Origin of the sequence: Mesorhizobium sp. B2-4-7 (assembly GCF_006442685.1) — a bacterium.
Classification (GTDB): Bacteria; Pseudomonadota; Alphaproteobacteria; order Rhizobiales; family Rhizobiaceae; genus Mesorhizobium.
In genome coordinates this window covers 191,942-213,927 of the sequence record NZ_VFVH01000010.1, presented here as the reverse complement: position 1 = coordinate 213,927, position 21,986 = coordinate 191,942, and the positions used below count along the sequence as shown (strand labels likewise).

Annotated in this window: 24 protein-coding genes; 10 read left to right on the top strand and 14 right to left on the bottom strand. The window is 62.8% G+C overall.

What is annotated here, in order from left to right; all coding sequences use genetic code 11:
- Nucleotides 1–195 precede the first annotated feature (195 nt).
- The gene (alaS, locus tag FJ946_RS24380) at nt 196–2,862 is read left to right on the top strand and encodes an alanine--tRNA ligase (RefSeq protein ID WP_140564705.1); all 2,667 of its coding nucleotides are present in this window, start codon (nt 196–198) and stop codon (nt 2,860–2,862) included.
- 153 nt (nt 2,863–3,015) lie between these two features.
- On the opposite strand, the gene FJ946_RS24375 is transcribed toward alaS, so the two are convergent.
- On the bottom strand, nt 3,016–3,642 hold the full coding sequence (locus FJ946_RS24375) for a glutathione S-transferase N-terminal domain-containing protein (RefSeq protein ID WP_140564703.1): 627 nt from the start codon (nt 3,640–3,642) through the stop codon (nt 3,016–3,018).
- 86 nt (nt 3,643–3,728) lie between these two features.
- Nucleotides 3,729–4,940: an NADP-dependent isocitrate dehydrogenase gene (locus FJ946_RS24370; RefSeq protein ID WP_140493857.1), complete on the bottom strand. Its 1,212-nt coding sequence runs from the start codon at nt 4,938–4,940 to the stop codon at nt 3,729–3,731.
- Between the two features lie 213 nt (nt 4,941–5,153).
- Between FJ946_RS24370 and FJ946_RS24365 the strand changes: the two genes are divergently transcribed.
- The 3 genes from FJ946_RS24365 to FJ946_RS24355 are packed head-to-tail and all read left to right on the top strand — an operon-like array spanning nt 5,154 to nt 7,103.
- Entirely contained in the window at nt 5,154–6,077 is a 924-nt protein-coding gene (locus FJ946_RS24365; protein WP_140493855.1) for an RNA methyltransferase, read from the top strand.
- Entirely contained in the window at nt 6,070–6,858 is a 789-nt protein-coding gene (gene murI / locus FJ946_RS24360) for a glutamate racemase (protein WP_140493853.1), read from the top strand. The genes FJ946_RS24365 and murI overlap by 8 nt, the downstream gene beginning before the upstream one ends.
- 59 nt (nt 6,859–6,917) lie before the next feature.
- Nucleotides 6,918–7,103 (top strand): DUF3008 family protein, encoded by a 186-nt coding sequence (locus tag FJ946_RS24355; RefSeq protein ID WP_140493851.1) that lies wholly within the window; start codon nt 6,918–6,920, stop codon nt 7,101–7,103.
- Nucleotides 7,104–7,253: 150 nt separating this feature from the next.
- Here FJ946_RS24355 and FJ946_RS24350 read toward each other — a convergent pair whose 3' ends face one another.
- On the bottom strand, nt 7,254–7,460 hold the full coding sequence (locus FJ946_RS24350; RefSeq protein ID WP_140522046.1) for a hypothetical protein: 207 nt from the start codon (nt 7,458–7,460) through the stop codon (nt 7,254–7,256).
- Nucleotides 7,461–7,942: 482 nt separating this feature from the next.
- Between FJ946_RS24350 and rpsD the strand changes: the two genes are divergently transcribed.
- From rpsD to FJ946_RS24335, 3 genes are all read left to right on the top strand, one after another.
- A complete protein-coding gene (rpsD, locus tag FJ946_RS24345) occupies nt 7,943–8,560 on the top strand; it encodes a 30S ribosomal protein S4 (protein ID WP_140493847.1) in 618 nt (205 codons plus the stop codon).
- A 129-nt stretch (nt 8,561–8,689) separates the two neighbouring features.
- Nucleotides 8,690–9,583 (top strand): tRNA 2-thiocytidine(32) synthetase TtcA, encoded by an 894-nt coding sequence (ttcA, locus tag FJ946_RS24340; protein WP_140493845.1) that lies wholly within the window; start codon nt 8,690–8,692, stop codon nt 9,581–9,583.
- The gene (locus tag FJ946_RS24335) at nt 9,573–10,400 is read left to right on the top strand and encodes an inositol monophosphatase family protein (protein WP_140522050.1); all 828 of its coding nucleotides are present in this window, start codon (nt 9,573–9,575) and stop codon (nt 10,398–10,400) included. Before ttcA ends, FJ946_RS24335 begins: the two co-directional genes overlap by 11 nt.
- A 47-nt stretch (nt 10,401–10,447) precedes the next feature.
- Here the strand turns inward: FJ946_RS24335 and FJ946_RS24330 are convergent, their stop codons facing one another.
- From FJ946_RS24330 to FJ946_RS24305, 6 genes are all read right to left on the bottom strand, one after another.
- Nucleotides 10,448–11,716: a multidrug effflux MFS transporter gene (locus FJ946_RS24330; RefSeq protein ID WP_140493841.1), complete on the bottom strand. Its 1,269-nt coding sequence runs from the start codon at nt 11,714–11,716 to the stop codon at nt 10,448–10,450.
- Nucleotides 11,717–11,857: 141 nt separating this feature from the next.
- On the bottom strand, nt 11,858–12,193 hold the full coding sequence (gene grxD, locus FJ946_RS24325; protein ID WP_013532137.1) for a Grx4 family monothiol glutaredoxin: 336 nt from the start codon (nt 12,191–12,193) through the stop codon (nt 11,858–11,860).
- Nucleotides 12,194–12,346: 153 nt separating this feature from the next.
- Nucleotides 12,347–12,580 (bottom strand): BolA family transcriptional regulator, encoded by a 234-nt coding sequence (locus FJ946_RS24320; protein WP_140493839.1) that lies wholly within the window; start codon nt 12,578–12,580, stop codon nt 12,347–12,349.
- A gap of 122 nt (nt 12,581–12,702) precedes the next feature.
- On the bottom strand, nt 12,703–13,236 hold the full coding sequence (locus tag FJ946_RS24315; RefSeq protein WP_140558548.1) for a hypothetical protein: 534 nt from the start codon (nt 13,234–13,236) through the stop codon (nt 12,703–12,705).
- A gap of 47 nt (nt 13,237–13,283) precedes the next feature.
- Complete coding sequence (gene purL / locus FJ946_RS24310; protein WP_140564701.1) at nt 13,284–15,515, bottom strand: phosphoribosylformylglycinamidine synthase subunit PurL; 2,232 nt, start codon at nt 15,513–15,515, stop codon at nt 13,284–13,286.
- Between the two features lie 214 nt (nt 15,516–15,729).
- Complete coding sequence (locus FJ946_RS24305) at nt 15,730–17,136, bottom strand: PLP-dependent aminotransferase family protein (protein WP_140564699.1); 1,407 nt, start codon at nt 17,134–17,136, stop codon at nt 15,730–15,732.
- A 93-nt stretch (nt 17,137–17,229) separates the two neighbouring features.
- On the opposite strand from FJ946_RS24305, the gene FJ946_RS24300 reads away from it, so the two are divergent.
- Nucleotides 17,230–17,475, top strand: coding sequence for a DUF1127 domain-containing protein (locus tag FJ946_RS24300; RefSeq protein ID WP_140493830.1), 246 nt, complete (start codon nt 17,230–17,232; stop codon nt 17,473–17,475).
- A gap of 18 nt (nt 17,476–17,493) precedes the next feature.
- Here the strand turns inward: FJ946_RS24300 and FJ946_RS24295 are convergent, their stop codons facing one another.
- The 5 genes from FJ946_RS24295 to purC all read right to left on the bottom strand — a co-directional run bounded on the left by FJ946_RS24295 (nt 17,494) and on the right by purC (nt 20,436).
- Nucleotides 17,494–18,150 carry a Pr6Pr family membrane protein gene (locus FJ946_RS24295; protein WP_140522058.1) on the bottom strand — a complete coding sequence of 219 codons (657 nt, stop codon included), beginning with the start codon at nt 18,148–18,150 and terminating at the stop codon, nt 17,494–17,496.
- Nucleotide 18,151: 1 nt separating this feature from the next.
- The gene (locus FJ946_RS24290) at nt 18,152–18,562 is read right to left on the bottom strand and encodes a hypothetical protein (RefSeq protein WP_140564697.1); all 411 of its coding nucleotides are present in this window, start codon (nt 18,560–18,562) and stop codon (nt 18,152–18,154) included.
- Between the two features lie 41 nt (nt 18,563–18,603).
- A complete protein-coding gene (purQ, locus tag FJ946_RS24285; protein ID WP_140564695.1) occupies nt 18,604–19,272 on the bottom strand; it encodes a phosphoribosylformylglycinamidine synthase subunit PurQ in 669 nt (222 codons plus the stop codon).
- 60 nt (nt 19,273–19,332) lie between these two features.
- Complete coding sequence (purS, locus tag FJ946_RS24280; protein WP_140517697.1) at nt 19,333–19,572, bottom strand: phosphoribosylformylglycinamidine synthase subunit PurS; 240 nt, start codon at nt 19,570–19,572, stop codon at nt 19,333–19,335.
- 69 nt (nt 19,573–19,641) lie between these two features.
- Entirely contained in the window at nt 19,642–20,436 is a 795-nt protein-coding gene (gene purC, locus FJ946_RS24275) for a phosphoribosylaminoimidazolesuccinocarboxamide synthase (RefSeq protein WP_140732271.1), read from the bottom strand.
- Nucleotides 20,437–20,711: 275 nt separating this feature from the next.
- On the opposite strand from purC, the gene FJ946_RS24270 reads away from it, so the two are divergent.
- Nucleotides 20,712–21,032: a DUF1476 domain-containing protein gene (locus FJ946_RS24270; protein WP_140493820.1), complete on the top strand. Its 321-nt coding sequence runs from the start codon at nt 20,712–20,714 to the stop codon at nt 21,030–21,032.
- Nucleotides 21,033–21,195: 163 nt separating this feature from the next.
- Nucleotides 21,196–21,969 (top strand): HpcH/HpaI aldolase/citrate lyase family protein, encoded by a 774-nt coding sequence (locus tag FJ946_RS24265; RefSeq protein ID WP_140564693.1) that lies wholly within the window; start codon nt 21,196–21,198, stop codon nt 21,967–21,969.
- The last annotated feature ends 17 nt before the right edge of the window (nt 21,970–21,986 follow it).

Genomic DNA, 21,986 nt, shown 5'->3' with positions numbered 1-21,986 from the left:
CTGTAGTATTGCGTTTCGAACCGCCGGCCCCGTGCCGGCGGTTTGCGTTTTGAGCGGCTGGCGAACCGCGAATTGGCCAGCTTGCGTGTTTCTGGACAGGGTGCCAAGCGGCGGCTAAAAGGCCAGCTCCATCTTCTAAAGCAGAGCCCATTTTCCGCCGGTCCGGCCGGCGGCTCTCTCGAAAAGGCAGCATTCATGAGTGGCGTGAACGAGATCCGGTCGACATTTCTCGACTATTTCCGCAAGGAGGGTCACGAGGTCGTGGCGTCGAGCCCGCTTGTGCCGCGCAACGATCCGACGCTGATGTTCACCAATGCCGGCATGGTGCAGTTCAAGAACGTCTTCACCGGCCTGGAGAAGCGGCCCTATTCGCGTGCCACGACCGCCCAGAAAAGCGTTCGCGCCGGCGGCAAGCACAACGACCTCGACAATGTCGGCTACACCGCGCGCCACCTGACCTTCTTCGAGATGCTCGGCAATTTCTCCTTCGGCGACTATTTCAAGGAGCGCGCCATCGAGTTAGCCTGGAACCTCATTACCAGGGAGTTCGGGCTTAAGAAGGACAAGCTGCTCGTCACCGTCTACCACACCGACGACGAGGCGGCCGGCTTCTGGAAGAAGATCGCCGGCTTTTCCGATGATCGCATCATCCGCATCCCGACCTCCGACAATTTCTGGGCGATGGGCGACACCGGGCCATGCGGGCCATGCTCGGAAATCTTCATCGACCGTGGCGAGCACATCTGGGGCGGCCCGCCCGGCACCCCGGAGGAGGATGGCGACCGGTTCCTGGAATTCTGGAACCTGGTGTTCATGCAGTACGAGCAGGTGACGAAGGACGAGCGGATCGACCTGCCGCGCCCGTCGATCGACACCGGCATGGGCCTGGAGCGCATGGCCTCCATCCTGCAAGGCGTGGAAAGCGTCTTTGAGACCGATCTGTTTCGGCACTTGATCGATGCGGCGTCGTCCGCGCTCGGTCGCGGTCCCGACGCCGAGACCGTCGCATCCTATCGCGTCATAGCCGATCACCTGCGCTCGTCGTCGTTCCTGGTCGCAGACGGCGTGCTGCCATCGAATGAAGGCCGCGGCTATGTGCTGCGCCGCATCATGCGCCGCGCCATGCGCCATGCACAGCTGCTCGGTGCGAACGAGCCGCTGGTGTGGAAGCTGGTGCCGGCGCTGGTTCGCGAGATGGGTCAGGCCTATCCGGAACTGGTGCGCGGCGAACAGCTGATCACCGAGACGCTGAAGCTTGAGGAGACCAGGTTCCGCAAGACACTGGTGCGTGGCCTCGGTTTGCTGTCGGAGGCGACGGAAAAGCTCGGCGCCGGCGACATGCTGGACGGCGAGACGGCCTTCAAGCTTTACGACACCTATGGCTTCCCGCTCGACCTGACGCAGGATGCGCTGCGCCAGCGCAACATCTCGGTCGATCTTGCCGGCTTCACCAATGCGATGGAGCAGCAGAAGGCCGAGGCGCGTAAGCACTGGGCAGGTTCCGGCGAGGCGGCGACGGAAGCGGTCTGGTTCCCGGTGCGCGAAAAAGCCGGTGCCACCGAATTCCTCGGCTACGAGACCGAGCAGGCGGAAGGCATCATCCAGGCGGTTGTCCGCGACGGCAAGACCGTCGACAGCGCCGGCAAGGGCGAAGCGGTAGCCGTGGTCGTCAACCAGACGCCGTTCTATGCCGAATCCGGCGGCCAGATGGGCGACACCGGAACCATTTCAGGCGAAGGCTTCTCGATCGAGATTTCCGATACGCAGAAGAAGGCCGACGGGCTGTTCGTGCATCTCGGCAAGGTGGTCAGCGGCACTGCCAGGACGGGTGCCGCCGTCGAGCTGAAGGTTGACCATGCGAGGCGCTCCAGGCTGCGCGCGAACCATTCCGCGACGCATCTGATCCATGAGGCGCTGCGCGAGGTGCTGGGCACCCATGTGGCACAGAAGGGCTCGCTGGTCGCGCCCGAGCGCCTGCGCTTCGACATCTCGCACAACAAGCCCATCTCGCCCTCGGAACTCGAGGAGGTCGAGCGCATGGCCAATGAGATCGTGGTGCAGAACAGCCCGGTGATCACGCGCCTGATGTCGGTCGACGATGCCATTGCCGAAGGCGCCATGGCGCTGTTCGGCGAGAAATACGGCGATGAGGTGCGCGTCGTGTCTATGGGCACGGGCCTACATGGCGCCAAGGCCAATCGCCCCTATTCGGTCGAGCTTTGCGGCGGCACGCATGTCAGGGCAACCGGTGACATCGGCCTGGTGCGCGTCGTGTCCGACAGCGCCGTCGCCTCAGGCGTGCGCCGTATCGAGGCGCTGACGGGCGAGGCCGCGCGCAAGCATCTCGATGAACAGGACCGGCGGCTGAAGGCGGCCGCCGCAACACTGAAAATCTCGCCGGCCGACGTGCCGGCGCGTGTTGAAGCCCTGCTCGAAGAGCGCAAGAAGCTCGAGAAGGAGCTCACCGAAGCGCGCAAGAAGCTGGCGCTGGGCGGCGGGTCGCCCGCTGACGCGCCGGCCGCCAACGAGACCGTCGCGGGCGTCGGCTTCCTCGGCAAGTCGGTTTCCGGTGTCTCGCCGAAGGATCTGAAGCCGCTCGCCGATGCCGGCAAAAGCTCGCTCGGCTCCGGCGTGGTCGTGTTTGTCGGTGCGGGCGAGGACAACAAGGCGAGCGTCGTGGTCGCTGTCACCGATGATCTCGTCGGCCGCTTCAGCGCCGTCGACCTGGTGCGCGTCGCCTCCGCGGTACTCGGCGGGCAGGGCGGCGGCGGCCGGCCCGACATGGCGCAGGCCGGTGGCCCCGATGCCTCGAAGGCCGACGACGCGATTGCTGCGGTGAGGGCGGCGCTGGAGGCGGCGTGATTCATTGCAGAATTGGCAGGCAACGCTCCAGGCCGGTTGCTTCCCTTCGAGGTTCGCGCCGCCCGCTCATGAGGGGCGACGCTGACATCAATGATCGGTTGTCCGCGAAATCATTGACCTGAATCGAATGTCGCTGTGCTGCGCTGTCGCAGATCAGCTGGCCTTTTCAGTCCTGGCAAAGCTTGTCTGTTTAGCAATACAATCCCACCAGTCCTGTATGTCGGCAAAGCGAGCCAGCAGTTTGCGCCCTTCCGCCACCCTGACGAAATAGCCGATGATCGGTGCCGCATGCAGGTCGGCGAGCGTCAGTTGATTGCCGAGCAACCACGGCCCCGGGGATCTCAATGATGAGAGCACCTGAAGGACCGCTCCTGCTTGTCGTAATCCGCTGACAATCAGCGCTTCGTCAGGCGACGCCTTCTCCAGCCGCTCCACGGCGACGTCCCAGACCATGGCCCGATAGCCATAAGCGTCGAGCATGCCGATGATCTGGTTCATCCGCGCGCGGCCGCGCGGATCGTTCGGCTGCAAGGGCGGTCCGTCGAAAGCTTCATCGACATAGCGCGTGATCGCGCTGGCCTCGAACAGGCGAAAACCGTCATGCTCGAAGGCCGGGATGCGGCCGAACGGGTGGTGCTCGAAATACCAGCCGGGGATGCCCTCGGCGGCAAAGACATCGACCGGCACAAGCTCATAGTCGACGCCCTTCTCCTCCAGCGCCATGCGCGCTATGCGCACGTAAACGCTGTAGTCCGCGCCGTAGAGGACCGGTTTGGCCATGTTGCCAGTCCTTTGCTTTCGATTTCGTTGGCCCAAAAAAGCGAAGGCTCCTTCCGGAGCCTTCGGCGTGTTGAACCCGCGGGTGCCTACGCCATCGCCTTCTGCAAATTCTCGTCGATCTTGTCGAGAAATCCGGTGGTCGACAGCCAAGGCTGGTCGGGGCCGATCAGCAGCGACAGGTCCTTGGTCATGAAGCCGGATTCGACCGTCTGGATGCAGACCTTTTCCAGCGTTTCGGCAAAACGCTTCAATTCGGCATTGTCGTCGAGCTTGGCGCGGTGGGCCAGCCCTCGGGTCCAGGCGAAGATCGAGGCGATCGAATTGGTCGAGGTTTCCTCGCCCTTCTGGTGCTGGCGATAGTGGCGCGTCACGGTGCCGTGCGCGGCTTCCGCTTCCACCGTCTTGCCGTCCGGCGTCATCAGCACCGACGTCATCAGGCCAAGCGAGCCGAACCCCTGCGCCACCGTGTCGGACTGTACGTCGCCGTCATAGTTCTTGCAGGCCCAGACATAGCCGCCCGACCATTTCAGGCTGGAGGCCACCATGTCGTCAATCAGGCGGTGCTCGTACCACAGCTTCTTGGACTTGAACTCGGCCTCGAACTCAGCCTCGTAGACCTCCTGGAAAATATCCTTGAAGCGGCCGTCATAGGCCTTGAGGATGGTGTTCTTGGTCGAGAGATAGACCGGGTAGTTGCGCAGCAGGCCGTAGTTCAGCGAAGCGCGGGCGAATTCGCGGATCGACTCGTCGAGATTGTACATGGCCATGGCGACGCCGGCGCCGGGCGCGTCGAACACGTCGTGCTCGATCACCTGGCCATCCTCGCCGACGAACTTGATCGTCAGCTTGCCCTTGCCGGGAAAACGGAAATCGGTGGCGCGGTACTGGTCGCCATAGGCGTGGCGGCCGACGATGATCGGCTTGGTCCAGCCGGGCACCAGCCGCGGCACGTTCTTCATGATGATCGGCTCGCGGAAGATGGTGCCGCCGAGGATGTTGCGAATGGTGCCGTTCGGCGATTTCCACATCTTCTTCAGCTTGAATTCCTCGACGCGCTGCTCGTCGGGCGTGATGGTCGCGCATTTCACGCCGACGCCGTATTTTTTGATGGCGTTGGCCGAATCGACGGTCACCTGGTCGTTGGTGGCGTCGCGATGCTCGATGCCGAGGTCGTAATATTCAAGCTTGAGGTCGAGATAAGGGTGGATCAGCTTGTCCTTGATGAACTGCCAGATGATGCGGGTCATCTCGTCGCCGTCGAGTTCGACGACCGGGTTCGCCACCTTGATCTTCGCCATGGAAAGAATGCCTCGTTGCTGGGAAATGGGACGGCCTTGCCCGCGTGGCGTTCGGCCGGGGATGCGCCCCTATATCAAAGCGTTTTTGGCCGCGCAAACGACGATCGGTCACGAAAGCGAAGCGATCGCCCCGCCATTTGCGAATGGTTCATTTTCGCGGCCGAATATGGCAGGGGACGCTGAAATGCCGCAAACAGCAGTTCATTGACAATCATGCCCGTCACCAAAGATTCCGATACCGCTTCAGTCGCCAGCCCCGCCATCATCCTCGTGGAGCCGCAGCTCGGCGAGAATATCGGCATGGTTGCGCGCGCCATGGCCAATTTCGGCCTGGTCGAACTTCGCCTCGTCAACCCGCGCGACGGCTGGCCGAACGAGAAGGCGCGGGCGGCGGCCAGCCGCGCCGACCATGTCATCGACGCCGTCAAGGTTTTCGACGATCTCGCCACGGCGATGGCCGACCTGAATTTCGTTTTCGCGACCACCGCAAGGCAACGCGACGGCTTCAAGCCCGTGCGCGGGCCGGTCGAGGCGGGCAGGGTGCTCCGGGCTCGCCATGGCATGGGTCAGCGAACCGGCATCCTGTTCGGCCGCGAGCGTTTCGGCCTCTATAATGACGAGGTTGGCCTCGCCGACGAGATCGTCACTTTTCCGGTCGATCCCGATTTTTCCTCGCTCAACATCGCCCAGGCCGCGCTTCTCATGTCCTACGAGTGGATGAAATCCGGCCTCGAGGACGAGACCAAGACCAACTTTACGGGTCCGGACATGAAGCCGGCCAGCAAGGAAGAACTGCACGGCCTGTTCGCCTATCTCGAAGGCGCACTCGAAGCGCGCGGCTATTTCCGGCCGGCGCCGAAGAAGCCGAAGATGGTTGACAATCTGCGCGCCGTATTGACCCGGGCGGGATTTGCCGAGCCGGAGCTCAAGGTGCTGCGCGGCATCATCTCGTCGCTGGACAGGTTCTCGCCGGCGATGCCGCGCGGCGACGGCTCTCCGGGAGATGATCCAAGGCGGCTTCCGGCAGCGGCGCGCGCCGGCGGTCCCGGCCGCAAGACCAATGCGGATCGTCAGGTGGCCGATGACGACGACAACGCCGCGCCGCCGCTCGGCGGCAAGGGAACCGACAATGACTGATCAGCCGATCCTGATGTTCGATTCCGGCATTGGCGGGCTGACTGTGCTGCGCGAGGCGCGCGTGCTGATGCCCGACCGCCGCTTCGTCTACATCGCCGACGATGCCGCCTTCCCCTTTGGCGCCTGGGAGGAACCGGCGCTGCGGGTCCATATTCTCGACCTGTTCGGCAAATTGCTCGACCGGTTCGCCCCGGCCATCTCGGTCATCGCCTGCAACACCGCCTCGACGCTGGTGATCGATGCGTTGCGCGAGAGATTTCCCGGCCATCCCTTTGTCGGCACCGTGCCTGCGATCAAGCCGGCGGCGGAGCGTACCCGCTCCGGCCTCGTCTCCGTGCTGGCGACGCCGGGCACGGTGAAACGGCAATACACGCGCGACCTGATCAGCAAATGGGCGCAGAAGTGCCATGTCCGGCTGGTCGGTAGCGACCGCCTGGCGGGGCTGGCCGAAGCCTATATGCGCGAAGGGTTCGTCGACGAGGAAGCCGTGCGCGCCGAGATCTCCCCGTGTTTCATCGAGCGCGATGGCATGCGCACCGACATCGCCGTGCTCGCCTGTACGCACTATCCTTTTCTGGTCAACCGCATGCGCAAGACCGCACCCTGGCCGGTCGACTGGATCGATCCTGCCGAAGCGATCGCCCGGCGGGCGATGTCGCTGCTGTCGCCGGTCAATGGGCCGTTGCCGCATGGTGAGCCGGACATCGCGGTCTTCACGTCCGGCAAGGCGGATTTTGCCACCAGCCGTTTGATGCAGGGCTTTGGACTGGCGGTCGCCTGATTTCCGGAACATTGGCGAGGCCGTTTCGTTTTCTCCCAGGCAATGAAGGGAGAAAAACCATGCCTGCCACCTCGAAAGCCCAGCAGAAGGCCGCCGGCGCCGCATTGTCGGCCAAGCGCGGCGAGACCAAGAAGAGCGAGCTCAAAGGCGCTTCCAAAGGGATGTACGAATCCATGAGCGAAAAGCAGCTCGAGGAATTCGCCGAAACCAAGCGCAAGGATCTGCCGGAGAAAAAGAAGCACTGAGGGAAGCGCTATTTGGCAACGACCTTCTTGAAGGGTTCGTCCAATGGCAAGAAATAGGCCGGCGACGGGGTCGCAGGCCTTGATGTTATTGTCGGGTCAATGGCCGACGTAATCAGCGCCAGTGGCGGCTGTTAGCGCCAGTGGCAGCTGTTAGCGCCAGTGGCAACGTCGCACTTTTTGGCGAATGACATGGCGGTGACCATGGCTCCAGACGACGCGCTTCCTGACCACAATCCGGCATACCTGATGAGGCCGGTGGCCTTGCCAATGCCTTGCCATCGCCGGCTCAGGCGTGATGACGGCCATCGATCCGGCCAACACCGTCGCACCAGTCAGGCTTAGAAAGAACTTCTTCATCCGAATTCAGGCTCCTCTGCTCAAGTCCCTTCCTGGAGCGGTTCAGCTTCGGGGAATCGCCGCCCCGCTCCGGTTTTTTACACAATCCCGGGTAGAAACCGCTAGCGCTTTCCGGGAATTGTTCTAATACCGCGGGCGCGACAACCTCCCGCCGGATGCGACACCGCATTGAACAACAACACTGAAAATCGTAGATGGTCGCGGGGCGGCGCCAGTTGGAACCTTGACAGCGGTTAAATCTCTGTTTAACAGCGCTCCCAACACCGGGCCGCAACGCCCGGTGGTTTGTTTTGCATGCGCAAGACCTCGACGGAAACCAGTCTGTTTTCCAAGGTCTTGTTTGAACTGACGTGTCCCGTGGGTTTTTCGCCGCGTTGCGTGGAAAAACCCTGTCAGGTCTCGAAAACGGAGGCCAGAGGAGGGCGCGTTTCCTTCACCCGGACCATGAGGCTCCGGGTTATGTTGTTTTGAAAGGGAATGCGATGAGCAAGCGCGAATCCGCGAAGTACAAGATCGACCGCCGTCTCGGCGAAAACATCTGGGGCCGCCCGAAGTCCCCGGTCAACAAGCGTGAATACGGCCCCGGCCAGCACGGCCAGCGCCGCAAGGGCAAGCTTTCCGATTTCGGCCTGCAGCTGCGCGCCAAGCAGAAGCTGAAAGGCCACTATGGCGACGTTTCGGAAAAGCAGTTCCGCAAGGTCTATGAAGAGGCCGATCGCCGCAAGGGCGACACCTCGGAGAACCTGATCGGCCTGCTCGAGTCGCGTCTGGACGCGGTCGTCTATCGCGCCAAGTTCGTTCCGACCATTTTCGCCGCCCGCCAGTTCGTCAACCACGGCCATGTCAACGTCAACGGCAAGCGCGTCAACATCGGCTCGTACCGCTGCAAGCCGGGCGACGTCGTCGAAGTGCGTGAAAAGTCGAAGCAGCTGGTGATCGTCCTGGAATCGGTCGGCCTCGCCGAGCGCGACGTGCCGGACTACATCGAAGCCGATCACAACAAGATGACCGCGACCTTCTCGCGCATCCCGGGCCTGGCGGACGTTCCGTTCGCCGTCCAGATGGAACCGAACCTCGTCGTCGAATTCTATTCGCGTTAAGCGAAGGCTTTTTGCGAGACCGGAAGGGGCCGCCCATCGAGGCGGCCTTTTCTTTGTCGGCCATGTCCGCTAATCCGGGCGGCAACGAAGCTCCGAACGTTCGTTGCTCCAGGATTTGGAACCGACGCCATGAACATGCTGCCAGACGCTCAATCGCTTGAGCAGGCCGCCGACATCGAAGGCGGTTTTCACCCGCTGTTCGCCGATGTGCCGTCTTCGGTCGAGTTCAACAAATTGCGCAAGCGGCTGCTGCGGCTGACCCGCCAGGCGATCGAGGATTTTTCGATGGTCAGGCCAGGCGAGCGCTGGCTGGTGGCCCTGTCGGGCGGCAAGGATTCCTACGGCCTGCTTGCCATGCTGCTGGACCTCAAATGGCGCGGCCTGCTGCCGGTGGAGCTGCTGGCCTGCAATCTCGACCAGGGCCAGCCGAACTTTCCCAAGCACATCCTGCCCGATTACCTCAATGCCCACGGCATTGCACACCGCATCGAATACCAGGACACCTACTCCGTCGTCACCGACAAGCTGCCGCAGGGCAGCACCTATTGCTCGCTCTGTTCACGCCTGCGGCGTGGTCATCTCTATCGCGTAGCCCGAGAGGAGGGGTGCTCGGCGCTGGTGCTCGGCCATCATCGCGAGGACATTCTCGAAACCTTCTTCATGAACCTGTTCCACGGCGGCCGTCTCGCCGCCATGCCGCCAAAGCTGCTCAACGACGAGGGCGACGTCATGGTGCTGCGGCCGCTGAGCTATTGCGCCGAAATCGATCTGGAAAAGCTCGCCGCGGCGATGCGGTTCCCGATCATCCCTTGCGATCTCTGCGGCAGCCAGGAAGGTCTCCAGCGCAACGCCATGAAGGCCATGCTCGACGATATCGAAAAGCGCATGCCCGGGCGCAAGGACACGATGCTGCGTGCGTTGTCCAACACCAGGCCGTCGCATCTGCTCGACAGGAAACTGTTCGATTTCGCCGCACTCGATGAAACGCTCTCCAGCAGGCAAGACATTTCCGATGACATTTGACGATACCGCGATCGACTGGCTGGCCAGCACCCTGGCCGAAGCAGCCGAAGCCGAAATCATGCCGCGCTTTCGCCGGTTGGGCGGCGGCGACGTCCGCCAGAAGACGTCGGCCGCCGACCTGGTGACGGAAGCCGACGTCAGTGCCGAGCGGCTGATCACCGCCAAGCTGCGTGAGCGCTACCCAACGGCCATGATTGTCGGCGAGGAAGCCTGTTCCGACAATCCGGCGCTGCTCGACGGTCTTGGCGATGCCGATCTGGCTTTCACCATCGATCCGGTGGACGGCACTTTCAATTTCGCTTCCGGCGTGCCGTTGTTCGGCGTCATGCTGGGTGTCGTGGTCCGGGGTGAGACCGTCGCAGGCATCATCCACGATCCGGTCGGCAAGGACTGGCTGATCGGCGCCAGGGGCGCCGGCAGCCATATCAGGCACGCGCATGGCAACCTGGAAAAAGTGCGTGTCGCGGCGCCCGTGCCGATCTCGGGAATGACCGGCTCCGTCTCCTGGCAGTACATGGCCGAACCAGAGCGGTCGCGGCTGGCGCGCAACCAGACGAAAATCCTGTCGCAATTCGCCTATCGCTGCGCCGCGCATGAATATCGCCTGCTGGCCAGCGGCCATGCCCATTTCGTCGTCTACAACAAGCTGATGCCGTGGGACCATCTGCCCGGTGTCCTGATTCATGCCGAGGCCGGCGGCCACGCCGCGCGTTTCGACGCCAGTGCCTACCTACCGTCGCATGTCGGCGGCGGCCTGCTTGTCGCACCCGACCGGGAAAGCTGGCGCGAGTTGCGCAGCGAACTCTGGGCGCAATAGCCGGCTGCCAATTCGATTACCCAGCCGAGCGCCGCAAAGGCGACAATTCAATGCAGATCGGCAATGTGCCCCGAGACGGGTTGATTCTGCGGCTGGAACATCTTGCCGCGTTCGGCGATGAAGATCATCAGCAGGGCTGCGACCGAGACGCTGCAGAAGCCGGCGGCCAATGGCGTCACCGTGCCGTTGAAAGCCTGGCCGATCAGCGTGCCGAGAATGCCGCCGAGAAACGTCTGCATGAAGCCCAGGATGGACGAGGCCGTGCCGGCCAGCTGACCAAGCGGCTCCATAGCCAAGGCATTGAAATTCGCGCCGAGCGCACCGAAAGGGAGCATGGCGCAGGCAAAGAAGGTGACGAACAGCCAGAGCGGCATCTTCATTTCCAGCGAAACGACCAGCCAGGCCAGGCTGATGACCAGAAACAACAGCAGCGCGCTCTGCGACAGGCGGCGCATGCCGATGCGGCCGACAAGACGCGAGTTCAGATAGTTGGAGAAGGCGAGCACGCCGGCAACGCCGGCAAAGATGACCGGAAACAATTCGCCGACATTGAATATGTCGACATAAATCTGCTGCGCCGAGGCGATGAAGCCGAACATGGCGCCGAAGATGAACGTACTGGCGAAGGCATAGCAGATCGCGACGCGGTTGGTCAGCACGATGCGGAACCCGCCGACAATGGCATTGACGGTCAATGGCCGGCGATATTCCGGATGTAGCGTCTCGGGCAGGCGCAGCAGCGACCAGGCCGAGACGACAAGCGCGCCGACGGCCATGGTGACGAAGATCAAATGCCAGGTCGCGAACAGCATGATGAACTGGCCGATGCCGGGAGCAATCACCGGGATCGCCATGAACACCATGAAGATCAGCGACATCACCTCGGCCATGCGCCGGCCATCGAACGTGTCGCGCACGATCGAGACGGCGATGACGCGGGTCGCGGCCGCACCGATGCCTTGCACGGCCCGGCAAAGTAGAAGCGTTTCAAAGCTTGGCGATATGGCGGCCGCGGCGGCCGCCGCCACATAAATGATCAGGCCGGCGACAAGCGGCGCACGGCGCCCGAATCGGTCCGAGAGCGGTCCGAAAAACAGCTGTCCGCCGCCAAAACCCAGAATATAGGCGGTGATGACATATTGCCGGTGGTTTTCGTTCTCGACGCCAAGCGAGGCGCCGATCTGCTGCAGCGCCGGCAGCATGATGTCGATGGCCAACGAATTGAGCGCCATCAGCGCTGCGCACAGCGCGATGAACTCCCAGCGCGGAATGGGCAATTTGCTTGCCGATTGCGGTGCTGACGTCTGCTGGTCCACGGCAAGTCCGATCTCTCAAACGAAAACGCGCCGGTGGCCCGGCGCATTGGCTCGTCCTGGTCCGGGTCCCGGACGCAAAATTGCCGAGGCGGGGCTGCCCCGGTGCTCAGGGCATGTCGACGGCGACATGCCCAACCGAAATCAGGCGGCGCCTTTGACGCTCACGCCCTTCTCGACAAGGAATGTCTGCAACTCGCCCGCCTGGAACATTTCGCGCACGATGTCGCAGCCACCGACGAATTCGCCCTTGACGTAGAGCTGAGGGATCGTCGGCCAGTTGGAGTATTCCTTGATGCCCTGGCGCAGCTCGGCCGAATCCAGCACGTTCACGCCTTTGTAGTCGGCGCCGATATAGTCGAGGATCTGGACAACCTGGCCGGAAAATCCGCATTGCGGGAAACCGGGCGTGCCCTTCATGAAAAGCACGACGTCGTTGCCCTTCACCTCGTTGTCAATGTAGTCGTTGATGCCGCTCATGGAATATCCTTTCCCGCCTGTGGGAGTCAGGCTCGAAGCTTTTCCATCAGATAAACCCATAGGTTGCCCGAAACAAGACTTTAGCCGCGTGGTGGCCTGAATGGCGCAAAAGATGCGGCGTTTTGGGCCAAGCGACTTTGGCGTTGGAAGCCCCTAGTCCGGCACGCTGGTCTGCAGCGCCAGCGCGTGCAGCACGCCGCCCATATTGCCCTTCAGCGCGTCATAGACCATCTGGTGCTGCTGCACGCGGCTTTTTCCGCGAAAGCTCTCGGCCACGACTTCGGCCGCATAGTGATCGCCGTCGCCGGCAAGGTCACGGATGGTCACCCTGGCATCCGGGATGCCCTCCTTGATCAGTTTTTCGATGTCGCGGGCATCCATTGCCATGGCAAGTTCCTGTTTTCGGGCGGGCTGCGGCATGGCTGCCCGTGCGATGAGAGTCGGAGTGAACCTAAAGCCTTTCCGGCCGGGATTGAAGCCGTTCCGTCCAGCCCCAGCGCGATTGTGGCTCACGACGCGTCCTCGCTCTGACCGCCGGCGTCGTCTGCGGGGTCGTCCTCGGGCGTCGAGAAGGTCCGCCCAAGGCTGAAGGTCAGCACATAGAGGGGAAGGTTGATCGCCAGGTTGGCAATCGGCAGGTAGGCGGTCATCCGCCAGACGGGCGAGAAGAACGGCTGGCCGTAGCCATCGCAGGCCAGCGATGAGCCATACTCCCACAGTGCCCCCAATGCGGCCGCGACGGCGAAAAGTTTTATGCAGGTGAAGATGTGCCTTGTCCGTGCCCGGTCCGGCAGAAGCCGGCTCCAAAGCACCAGGCAGACAAGCGGAACTGCATAGAAAAGGTTTTGCAGGCCAAGCATCGGAAGCGTGTCGTTGGCCGCGGCGAGGAACTCCGCGCGTGTATCCAACCGGGCGCAGACCTCGCTCGATGTCGTAGACAGCAGGAAAAAGACGAACGGGCCGAGAAACCAGAAGAAGAACAGCGATGGCCAGAAGACGACTGCAAGCAGTGCCCGGACGGCCAGTTTCCTGTGGTTGAGCATGATTTTTCCGAAAAAATCGTTTCCCACTTTTCGGGATCACGCTCTGCTCAAATGGCCTGATCCATGAAGCGCGGGAACCAGCCTTCGTGCGCGGCGGTCAATTCGCCGAGCGGGATCGCCCGTGCCTCGCCGAGTTTCAGCGTGTTGCCGCCGGTCGAGCCGATCCAGGGCGCGAAAATGGCGAGTTCGCTTTGCTGTTTGCGGATCGCGTCCCAGTCCTCACTGTCTGGATCGATTGACAGCGTGAGGAGATAGCGGCCCTGGTCCTCGCCGAACCAGACCGGAATAGGATCGGTGCCGGCCAGTCCGGGGACCGTCGCGCCGATGCCTGATGCCATCGCCATCTCGGCCAGCGCGACCGCAATGCCGCCGTCGGAAACGTCGTGAGCCGCGGTGACGATGCCGGACGCGATGAGGGCGCGCACATGGTCGCCGACACGCTTTTCATGGTCGAGGTCGACCGGCGGCGGCGGGCCGTCGCTGCGGCCGTGGATGTCGCGCAAGTAGACCGATTGGCCGAGATGCGTGCCCCATGAGGCCGGCGCGCCGACCAGCAGGATCATCTGGCCTTGCTCAGCGAAGCCGGCCCGCACCATCTTCGACCAGTCGGCGATCAGCCCGACGCCGCCGATGGTCGGCGTCGGCAGGATGCCCTGGCCATTGGTTTCGTTGTAGAGCGAGACATTGCCCGAAACGATCGGGAAGCCGAGCGCGCGGCAGGCATCGCCAATGCCCTTCACCGCGCCGACCAACTGACCCATGATCTCCGGCCGTTCCGGATTGCCGAAATTGAGATTGTCGGTGGCGGCCAGCGGCAGCGCGCCGGTGGCGGTCAGGTTGCGCCAGCATTCGGCCACCGCCTGCTTGCCGCCCTCATAGGGATCGGCCTCGCAATAGCGCGGCGTCACGTCCGACGAGAAAGCCAGCGCTTTGGTCGGATGGCCTTCGACCCGCACCACGCCGGCATCGCCACCGGGAAGCTGCAGCGAATTGCCCTGGATCAGCGTGTCGTACTGTTCCCACACCCACCGGCGCGACGACAGGTCAGGGCCGCCGAGCAGCTTCAGCAGTGCTTCGGCGACATCGGCCTGCGGAATGTCATTGGCCGCAAGCGGCGCCGGCTTCTTCGGCTCGACCCACGGACGGTCATATTCCGGTGCCTTGTCGCCGAGATCCTTGATCGGCAGGTCCGCAACCTGATCACCCTGATGCAGGACGCGAAAGCGCAGATCGTCGGTCGTCTTGCCGACAATGGCGAAGTCGAGCCCCCATTTGTGGAAGATCGCCTCGGCCTCCTTTTCCTTTTCGGGGCGCAGCACCATCAGCATGCGCTCCTGGCTTTCCGACAGCATCATCTCGTAGGCGCTCATGCGCTCCTCGCGCACCGGAACCTTGTCGAGCTCGAGCTCGATGCCGAGATCCCCCTTGGCGCCCATCTCGACCGCCGAGCAGGTAAGGCCGGCAGCACCCATGTCCTGGATAGCGATGACCGCACCGGACGCCATCAGTTCGAGACATGCTTCAAGCAGGCACTTTTCGGTGAAGGGATCGCCGACCTGCACGGTCGGGCGCTTCTCGTCGATCTTGTCGTCGAATTCGGCCGAGGCCATGGTGGCGCCGCCGACGCCGTCGCGACCGGTCTTGGCGCCGAGATAGACGACCGGCAGGCCGACGCCCTTGGCCTCCGACAGGAAAATCGCGTCCGTCTTGGCAAGACCCGCGGCAAAAGCGTTGACCAGGATATTGCCGTTGTAGCGGGCGTCGAAATTGACCTCGCCGCCGACCGTCGGCACGCCGAAGGAGTTGCCGTAGCCGCCGACGCCGGAAACCACTCCCGCCACCAGGTGCCTGGTCTTGGGATGATCGGGAGCACCGAAGCGCAAGGCGTTCATCGCCGCGATCGGCCGCGCGCCCATGGTGAAGACATCGCGCAATATGCCGCCGACCCCTGTCGCCGCCCCTTGGTAGGGCTCGATAAAGGAGGGGTGGTTGTGGCTCTCCATCTTGAAGACGACGCAGTCGCCGTCGCCGATATCGACCACGCCGGCATTCTCGCCCGGTCCCTGGATGACCCGCGGGCCGGTCGTCGGCAGCGTGCGCAGCCATTTCTTCGAGGATTTATACGAGCAATGCTCGTTCCACATCGCCGAGAAGATGCCAAGTTCGGTGAAGCTCGGCTCGCGCCCGACGAGGTCGAGGATGCGCTGGTATTCGTCTGGCTTCAGCCCGTGCGCGGCAATGAGCTCGGGCGTGATCGGCACGGAATTGGAAATGGTCATGGGCGGCGGTTTTTATCCGTGGGAGCTTGGGATTTTGAGTCTCCTCTTATCGCAAGCTTTGCGGCCGATACACCCATGGACCGACGAAAAGTGGCTGAATCCGGAGAAAGCCACGGCGCCTTGAACGCGCGTCCCACCGGACCGGACTCAACCGATGCGCCTCGGGTCTTGCCTGGAGGCATCCTGAACCGCCGGCGCTCCAAGGCGATGCGGATCAGGAAAAACTGTCGTAGCCGGCGCGGCCTTCGTCGAGGAGCCTCCGGATCGCCGCAACGCCGTCCGCGATGTCCTTGCGCTGCCTCGGCTGCGAAATGCCGAAGCGCACACCGTGGAAGACCTGCTCGGAACGGCCCGCCTTGAACTCGTCTTCGTCGTCGATCAGCACGCCGTGCTCGAGGCAGGCGTTCTTGAACGTGCCGGAAAGCCAGGGGTCGGGCAAGGTCAGCCAGACAAAGGGTATATTGTCCCGCGACTTGAATTCGAAGCCGGCCAAAGTCTCGCACACAATGGCGGTGCGGGCGTTGATTTCGGCGATGGCGCGTTTGCGTATGTCCGCGGCCTGGCCCGACAGCACCAGCCGGGCATTCACCTCGGCCAGCAGGAAAGGCATGCCGCCGGTCATCATCTTATGGGCAACACGGATGCGATGGCGATAAGCAGGCGGGCAGGAAAGCCAGCCGCCGCGAACGCCGGCCGCTACCGATTTCGACAGGCCGCCTGCGACGATGGTGCGCTCGGGTGCATAGTCGGCCAGCATTGGCGTCGGATCTTCGGTCAGGCCGCCGTAAAGATCGTCCTCTATAAGAACGACATTGTATTCACGCGCGATCCGCGCGATTGCCTCACGTCGCGCTGCCGGCAGGATCGCCAGCGTCGGATTCTGCACCGTAGGCATCAGAAAGATCATCTTCGGATGCTTTTGCGCGCAGACACGCTCGAAATCGTCGGGGTCGAGACCCTGATGGTCCGATGCCACCAGCGCCGTGCGACGACCGATCAGGCCGGCGCTGCGCGAAATCTGCGAATAGGTCAGGTGCTCGAAGGCGACGTAATCGCCGGGCGTGGTCAGTGCGGCGATCGCCGCCATGACAGCGGCATGGGTACCGAGCGTCGGCACGATCGTATCGGCGCTCGGTCGAAACGAGTTGCGCGACAGCCAACTGGCGCCGGCCTCGAACCAGCGCTCGGGAAAATCCCGCGTGTAGCTCGAAATCTCATGCGCATGATCCGAAGCCGTGCGCGACAGCACTTCGGTGACGATGGCGCCCTGGCCGACATCGGGCGCCGCGGTGCTGTCGAAGCGCAGCTTGCCGCGCGGCGCATCGATGTCGCGCGTGCCTTGCGCGTCCGGCGCTATGAAGTCGGGCTTCGCGTTCTGCCGGCCGAGGACATAGGTGCCGCGCCCGACCTCGCCGCTGACCAGCCCGCGCTCGCGCAGCAATTGATAGGCCCTGCCGACCGTGCCGACGGTTGCGCCGATGTCATAGGCGAGATCCCGCTGCGGTGGCAGCTTTGCCCCGGCGTCGATCACGCCGCGGTCGATATCTGACTCAATGCTGTCAGCAAGGCGCTGATAAAGCGGGCCGGAGCTGGCCGTGAGGTCGGGAAGCCAATTTGTCATGGTGACAATTTTGTATATTGCGTCGAACGATGAGTCAATTCACATGCGTTGTGTGGAATAAAGAGTGCAATTTGCAGCTTTGGTAGAGCGAAGATGGATACAATCGAGACAATCAGCCAGACAACCGCAGGATTGTTCGCCGCGCGACCTGTGGACCGCGGCGGCTTTGTCAGCCGCATCGTGCGTATGGTCAAATCGCTGGGGCGCTGGATCGACGGCCTGCTGGAGCGCAGGCGCAGCCGGCTCGCCTTGCTGGACATGACCGACGACCAGTTGAAGGACATCGGCATTTCCCGCTGCGACGCCCATCGCGAAGGGATCAGGCCATTCTGGGAATGAACAGGCGCGATGCAATGTTCAATCCTGCTTGCGTGGCTGCACAACTGGCGCCCTGATCCGCGACAGGCCGCGGTCCGCAAGCACGGCGCCAACGCATAGCGCCAGGAAAAGGGCGGTGATGGCCAGCGAGGCGATGGCGACGCTGGCGATGCCGTTCCTGGCGGCATCGAGGAACGGGTAGGGCACTTCGCCTGTTATGGACGCCCGCGCCAGCGCATAGGCCAGATAGGCGAGCGGATAAAGCATCCACCAGGAAACGTCTTGCCATCGCGTCTTGCCGTCGGCACCGGCGGCCAGCCACCACAGCACGAACAGTGCAGGCGTCACATAGTGCAGCAGCACGTCGCACAGCAGGAACAGGCCCTGCGGCTGCCAGAGGCGTGCCAGCACGGTGGCGTAGACCATGAAGACCACGGTGATGGCGACGGCGACGCCTGCCCGCATCCGCGCTCCGGCAAAGGCCGGAAACCAGGCATGGCCGGCGGGCGACAGCAGCGACGCATGGACGAGCACCGCACCGATATTGGTCAGGATGGTAAAGAAGCTGAAGTAGAAGACGACCGAACCGATCAGGCCGCGGCCGGCTTCCATCGAGGCCGGAACGGTGATCGAGAACTGCAGGAAAAGACCGGCCAGCCCTGCGACCAGACCCGCGACCTGCAGCAGCCGGCCCATCTTACGCGGCGGCGGCGCAGGCCGGATTGCCGGCTTGCCAGCGGGCGATGTCGGAGCCGATGCGCGCGCCGAGCGGCTCGGCCATCAGCGGACCGAACACGTCTACACGGCTCGAATTGCCTTGCGCCTGCACCACCAGCAGCGGCTTGCCGCCATAATGCTTGGCCGGCACCAGCAGGAAGCGCGGCGTGCCGCTGAACGAATTCAGCTCATTGGCCATCTGGTAGGATTTGAAGGCCGGGTCCTTGCTGGCGATCCAGCATTTATGGGCGGAGATCGCCACCTGTTCCATGGCCAGCAGCGCCGCGCTCTTGCCGGAAGGCGGCGGAGCGCTCTTCGGACCCGACTGGCAGGATGCCAGCGCAAGGCCGGCGGCAGCCAGGAGAGCAAAGCGAGTAATCGTCAGTCTCATCGTCAGGCCGCCCCCAGGTTCTGAAAGAATTTCGGAAGATATCAGGCGGCGATGCCGAGCGCGCCTTCGAACAACGCCCGCCCGTCATTGCCGCCATGTGCCGCTTCGATCAGGTTCTCGGGATGAGGCATCAGGCCCAGCACATTGCCCCGGCTGCTGATGATGCCGGCGATGTCGTTGATCGAGCCGTTGGGATTGGTGCCGTCCGCATAGCGGAACACCACCTGGCCTTCGCCTTCCAGGCGTGCAAGCGTCTCGGCATCGGCGAAGTAGTTGCCGTCGTGATGCGCCACCGGCGAGCGGATGATCTGGCCCGGCTGGTAGCGGCGGGTGAACATGGTGTTGGCGTTGGCGATCTCGAGCTTCACCTGCCGGCAGACGAATTTGAGCGAGGAGTTGCGCATGAGCGCTCCCGGCAGCAGGCCGGCCTCGACCAGGATCTGGAAACCGTTGCAGACGCCGATGACCATGACGCCCTTGGCCGCCTTTTCAGCGACCGCCCGCATCACCGGCATGCGCGCCGCGATCGCGCCGCAGCGCAGATAGTCGCCGAAGGAGAAGCCGCCGGGAATGGCGATCAGGTCGACATCCGGGATTTCGGTGTCGGTTTGCCAGACCGTGGCTGGCGCTTTGCCGGAAATCTTGGTCAGCGCCGCGATCATATCGCGGTCGCGGTTAAGGCCAGGCAGGAGGACGACGGCTGATTTCATTTTGGTTCGTAAGGCCTCTGGGTTTCGGCAAGTTGGGGCATCCGTGCCTCCGGCACAACCTCAGGTAAGCGTCACACTATAGTTCTCAATCACCGTGTTCGCCAGCAGTCTGTCGCACATGGCCTTGAGATCGGCCTCGGCCTTGGCCTTGTCGGTCCCGGCGAGCTCGACGTCGAACACCTTGCCTTGCCGCACCGAGCCGATGCCGTCAAAACCTAGCCCCGACAGCGCATGCTCGATCGCCTTGCCTTGCGGGTCCAGCACGCCGTTTTTGAGGGTTACGGTGATACGGGCTTTCATCGATGCTCCTGAATGATCGGTATCGGTCTGCGCCGGACCTGCCGTTTCCGGCAAGCCCGTTGCTGGCAATTAGTGCTTCATGCCCTTCGGCGGCTCGCTCGACGCGACGAGCACCGGTCCGGTTGGACGCGGCGGCTCGTTCTCGTTCATGATACCGAGACGGCGGGCGATTTCCTGGTAGGCCTCCACGAGGCCGCCCATGTCGCGGCGGAAACGGTCCTTGTCGAGCTTGTCCTGCGTCGCCACGTCCCACAGCCGGCAGGAATCGGGCGAGATCTCGTCGGCTACGACGATGCGCATCATGTCGCCCTCGAACAGGCGTCCGCATTCGATCTTGAAATCGACGAGCTGGATGCCGACGCCCATGAACAGGCCGGACAGGAAGTCGTTGACGCGAATGGCCAGCGCCATGACGTCGTCGATTTCCTGCGGGCTCGCCCAGCCGAAGGCAGTGATGTGCTCTTCAGAGACCATCGGGTCGTCGAGCGCATCGGCCTTGTAATAGAATTCGATGATCGAGCGGGGCAGGACCGTGCCTTCCTCGATGCCAAGGCGCTTGGACAGCGAACCGGCGGCGACATTGCGCACCACCACTTCGAGCGGGATGATCTCGACCTCCTTGATCAGCTGCTCGCGCATGTTGAGCCGGCGGATGAAGTGGGTCGGAATGCCCATCCGGTTGAGATGATTGAAGATGTGCTCGGAAATGCGATTGTTAAGCACGCCCTTGCCATCGACGACTTCGTGTTTTTTCTTGTTGAACGCGGTTGCGTCATCCTTGAAGAACTGGATCAGCGTCCCGGGCTCAGGGCCTTCATAAAGTATCTTGGCCTTGCCTTCATAAATGCGGCGGCGATTTTTCATTTGATTTTTCTCTGGATTTGCGGGCAGGCGGCAAGCGACCAGTTCCTGTCCGTCTGCCTAAATTAGTGTGGCGACGGTGGCGTTCAATGCCGGTGTCTATCGTAATCGCCTTGTTTGCTCAATCGGCAAATCCTTTCAATCAACTGCTTTCGGGACCGAAATGCCGCAGCGCAGCAAGCCACGAAGCGTATTGACCGGCCGCCAGCCTTTTGGTTTGTGCTTCGCCATCACATATTCATCAATGCCAGCGAATCGATTTCCATCGGAGGGACGCCATGAGCAACATGAAGGATCGCGAAGAGGGTTTTGAGCGCAAATTCGTGTTCGACGAGGAGCTTCGGTTCAAGGCGTCGGCGCGCCGCAACAAGGCTCTCGGCCTGTGGGCCGCGGAAAAGCTCGGGAAATCCGGCGCCGAGGCCGATGCCTACGCCAAGGAAGTGGTTGTTTCCGATATCGAGGAAGCCGGCGATCACGACGTCTTCCGCAAGATCCGCAAGGATTTCGACGCTGCCGGCGTCAGCCAGTCGGACCATCAGATCCGCCGCACCATGGACGAATTGATGGCGCAGGCCATCGAGCAGATCAAGAACACCTGATCCGGCCGAAGCAGGTTCCGCAAAAATGTCCCACAATTTTGCGACGGAACCTGCGGCAAAAGAATGACTGGACCAATCGACCGCCCGGCCCAGCCGGGCGGTTTTTCTTTGCGTTTCCCGTCGTTTCCGGCTGAAACTGCGATCCTTAGCGAGGAAACAGCCGATGTCCCTAAAATCCCGCCTTGCGGCCGATGAAACGCTGGTCACCGCATGGTCAGGCGTGCCGGACGCGCTGACCGTCGAAATCCTTGCCAGGCAGGGCTTCGATGCGGTCACGCTCGACATGCAGCATGGCGGCCATCATGAAGACAGCGTGTTGCGCGGCCTGGCGCCCGTGCTTGCCACCGGCAAGCCGGCATTGGTGCGTATTCCCGTCGGCCGTTTCGACATGGCCAGCCGGGCGCTCGATTTCGGCGCCGAGGCGGTGATCGCGCCGATGGTCAACTCGGTGGCGGATGCAAAACTGTTCGCTGCGGCGATGAAATACCCGCCGGTGGGCGAGCGCTCCTGGGGCCCCACCTATGCCTTCCCACGCCATGGCAAGGGTGATCATGCCGAATGGCTGCGCGACAGCAACCAGCGCACAATGGCCTTCGCCATGGTCGAGACGCGGGCGGCGCTCGATGCGCTGGACGGCATCCTCGATACACCCGGTATCGACGGCATTTTCCTGGGGCCATCGGACTTCTCGATTGCCTGGTCGAACGGCACGACCGTCAATTCGACGCTCGAAAGCATGATGGAAACGGTGGTTTCGATCGCCGAGCGTACCCGCAAGGCCGGCAAGCATGCGGCGATCTACGTCATCGAACCGGCCATCGCGGGCCGCGTCGTGGCGATGGGCTACCGCCTGCTGGCCACAGGGTCCGAGCACGCGCTGATTTCACTAGGGGCGAAGACGCTGTTGAAAGGCATCAAGGATTCGATCGGCGGCTGAGAGCCGCGATCCGGTCG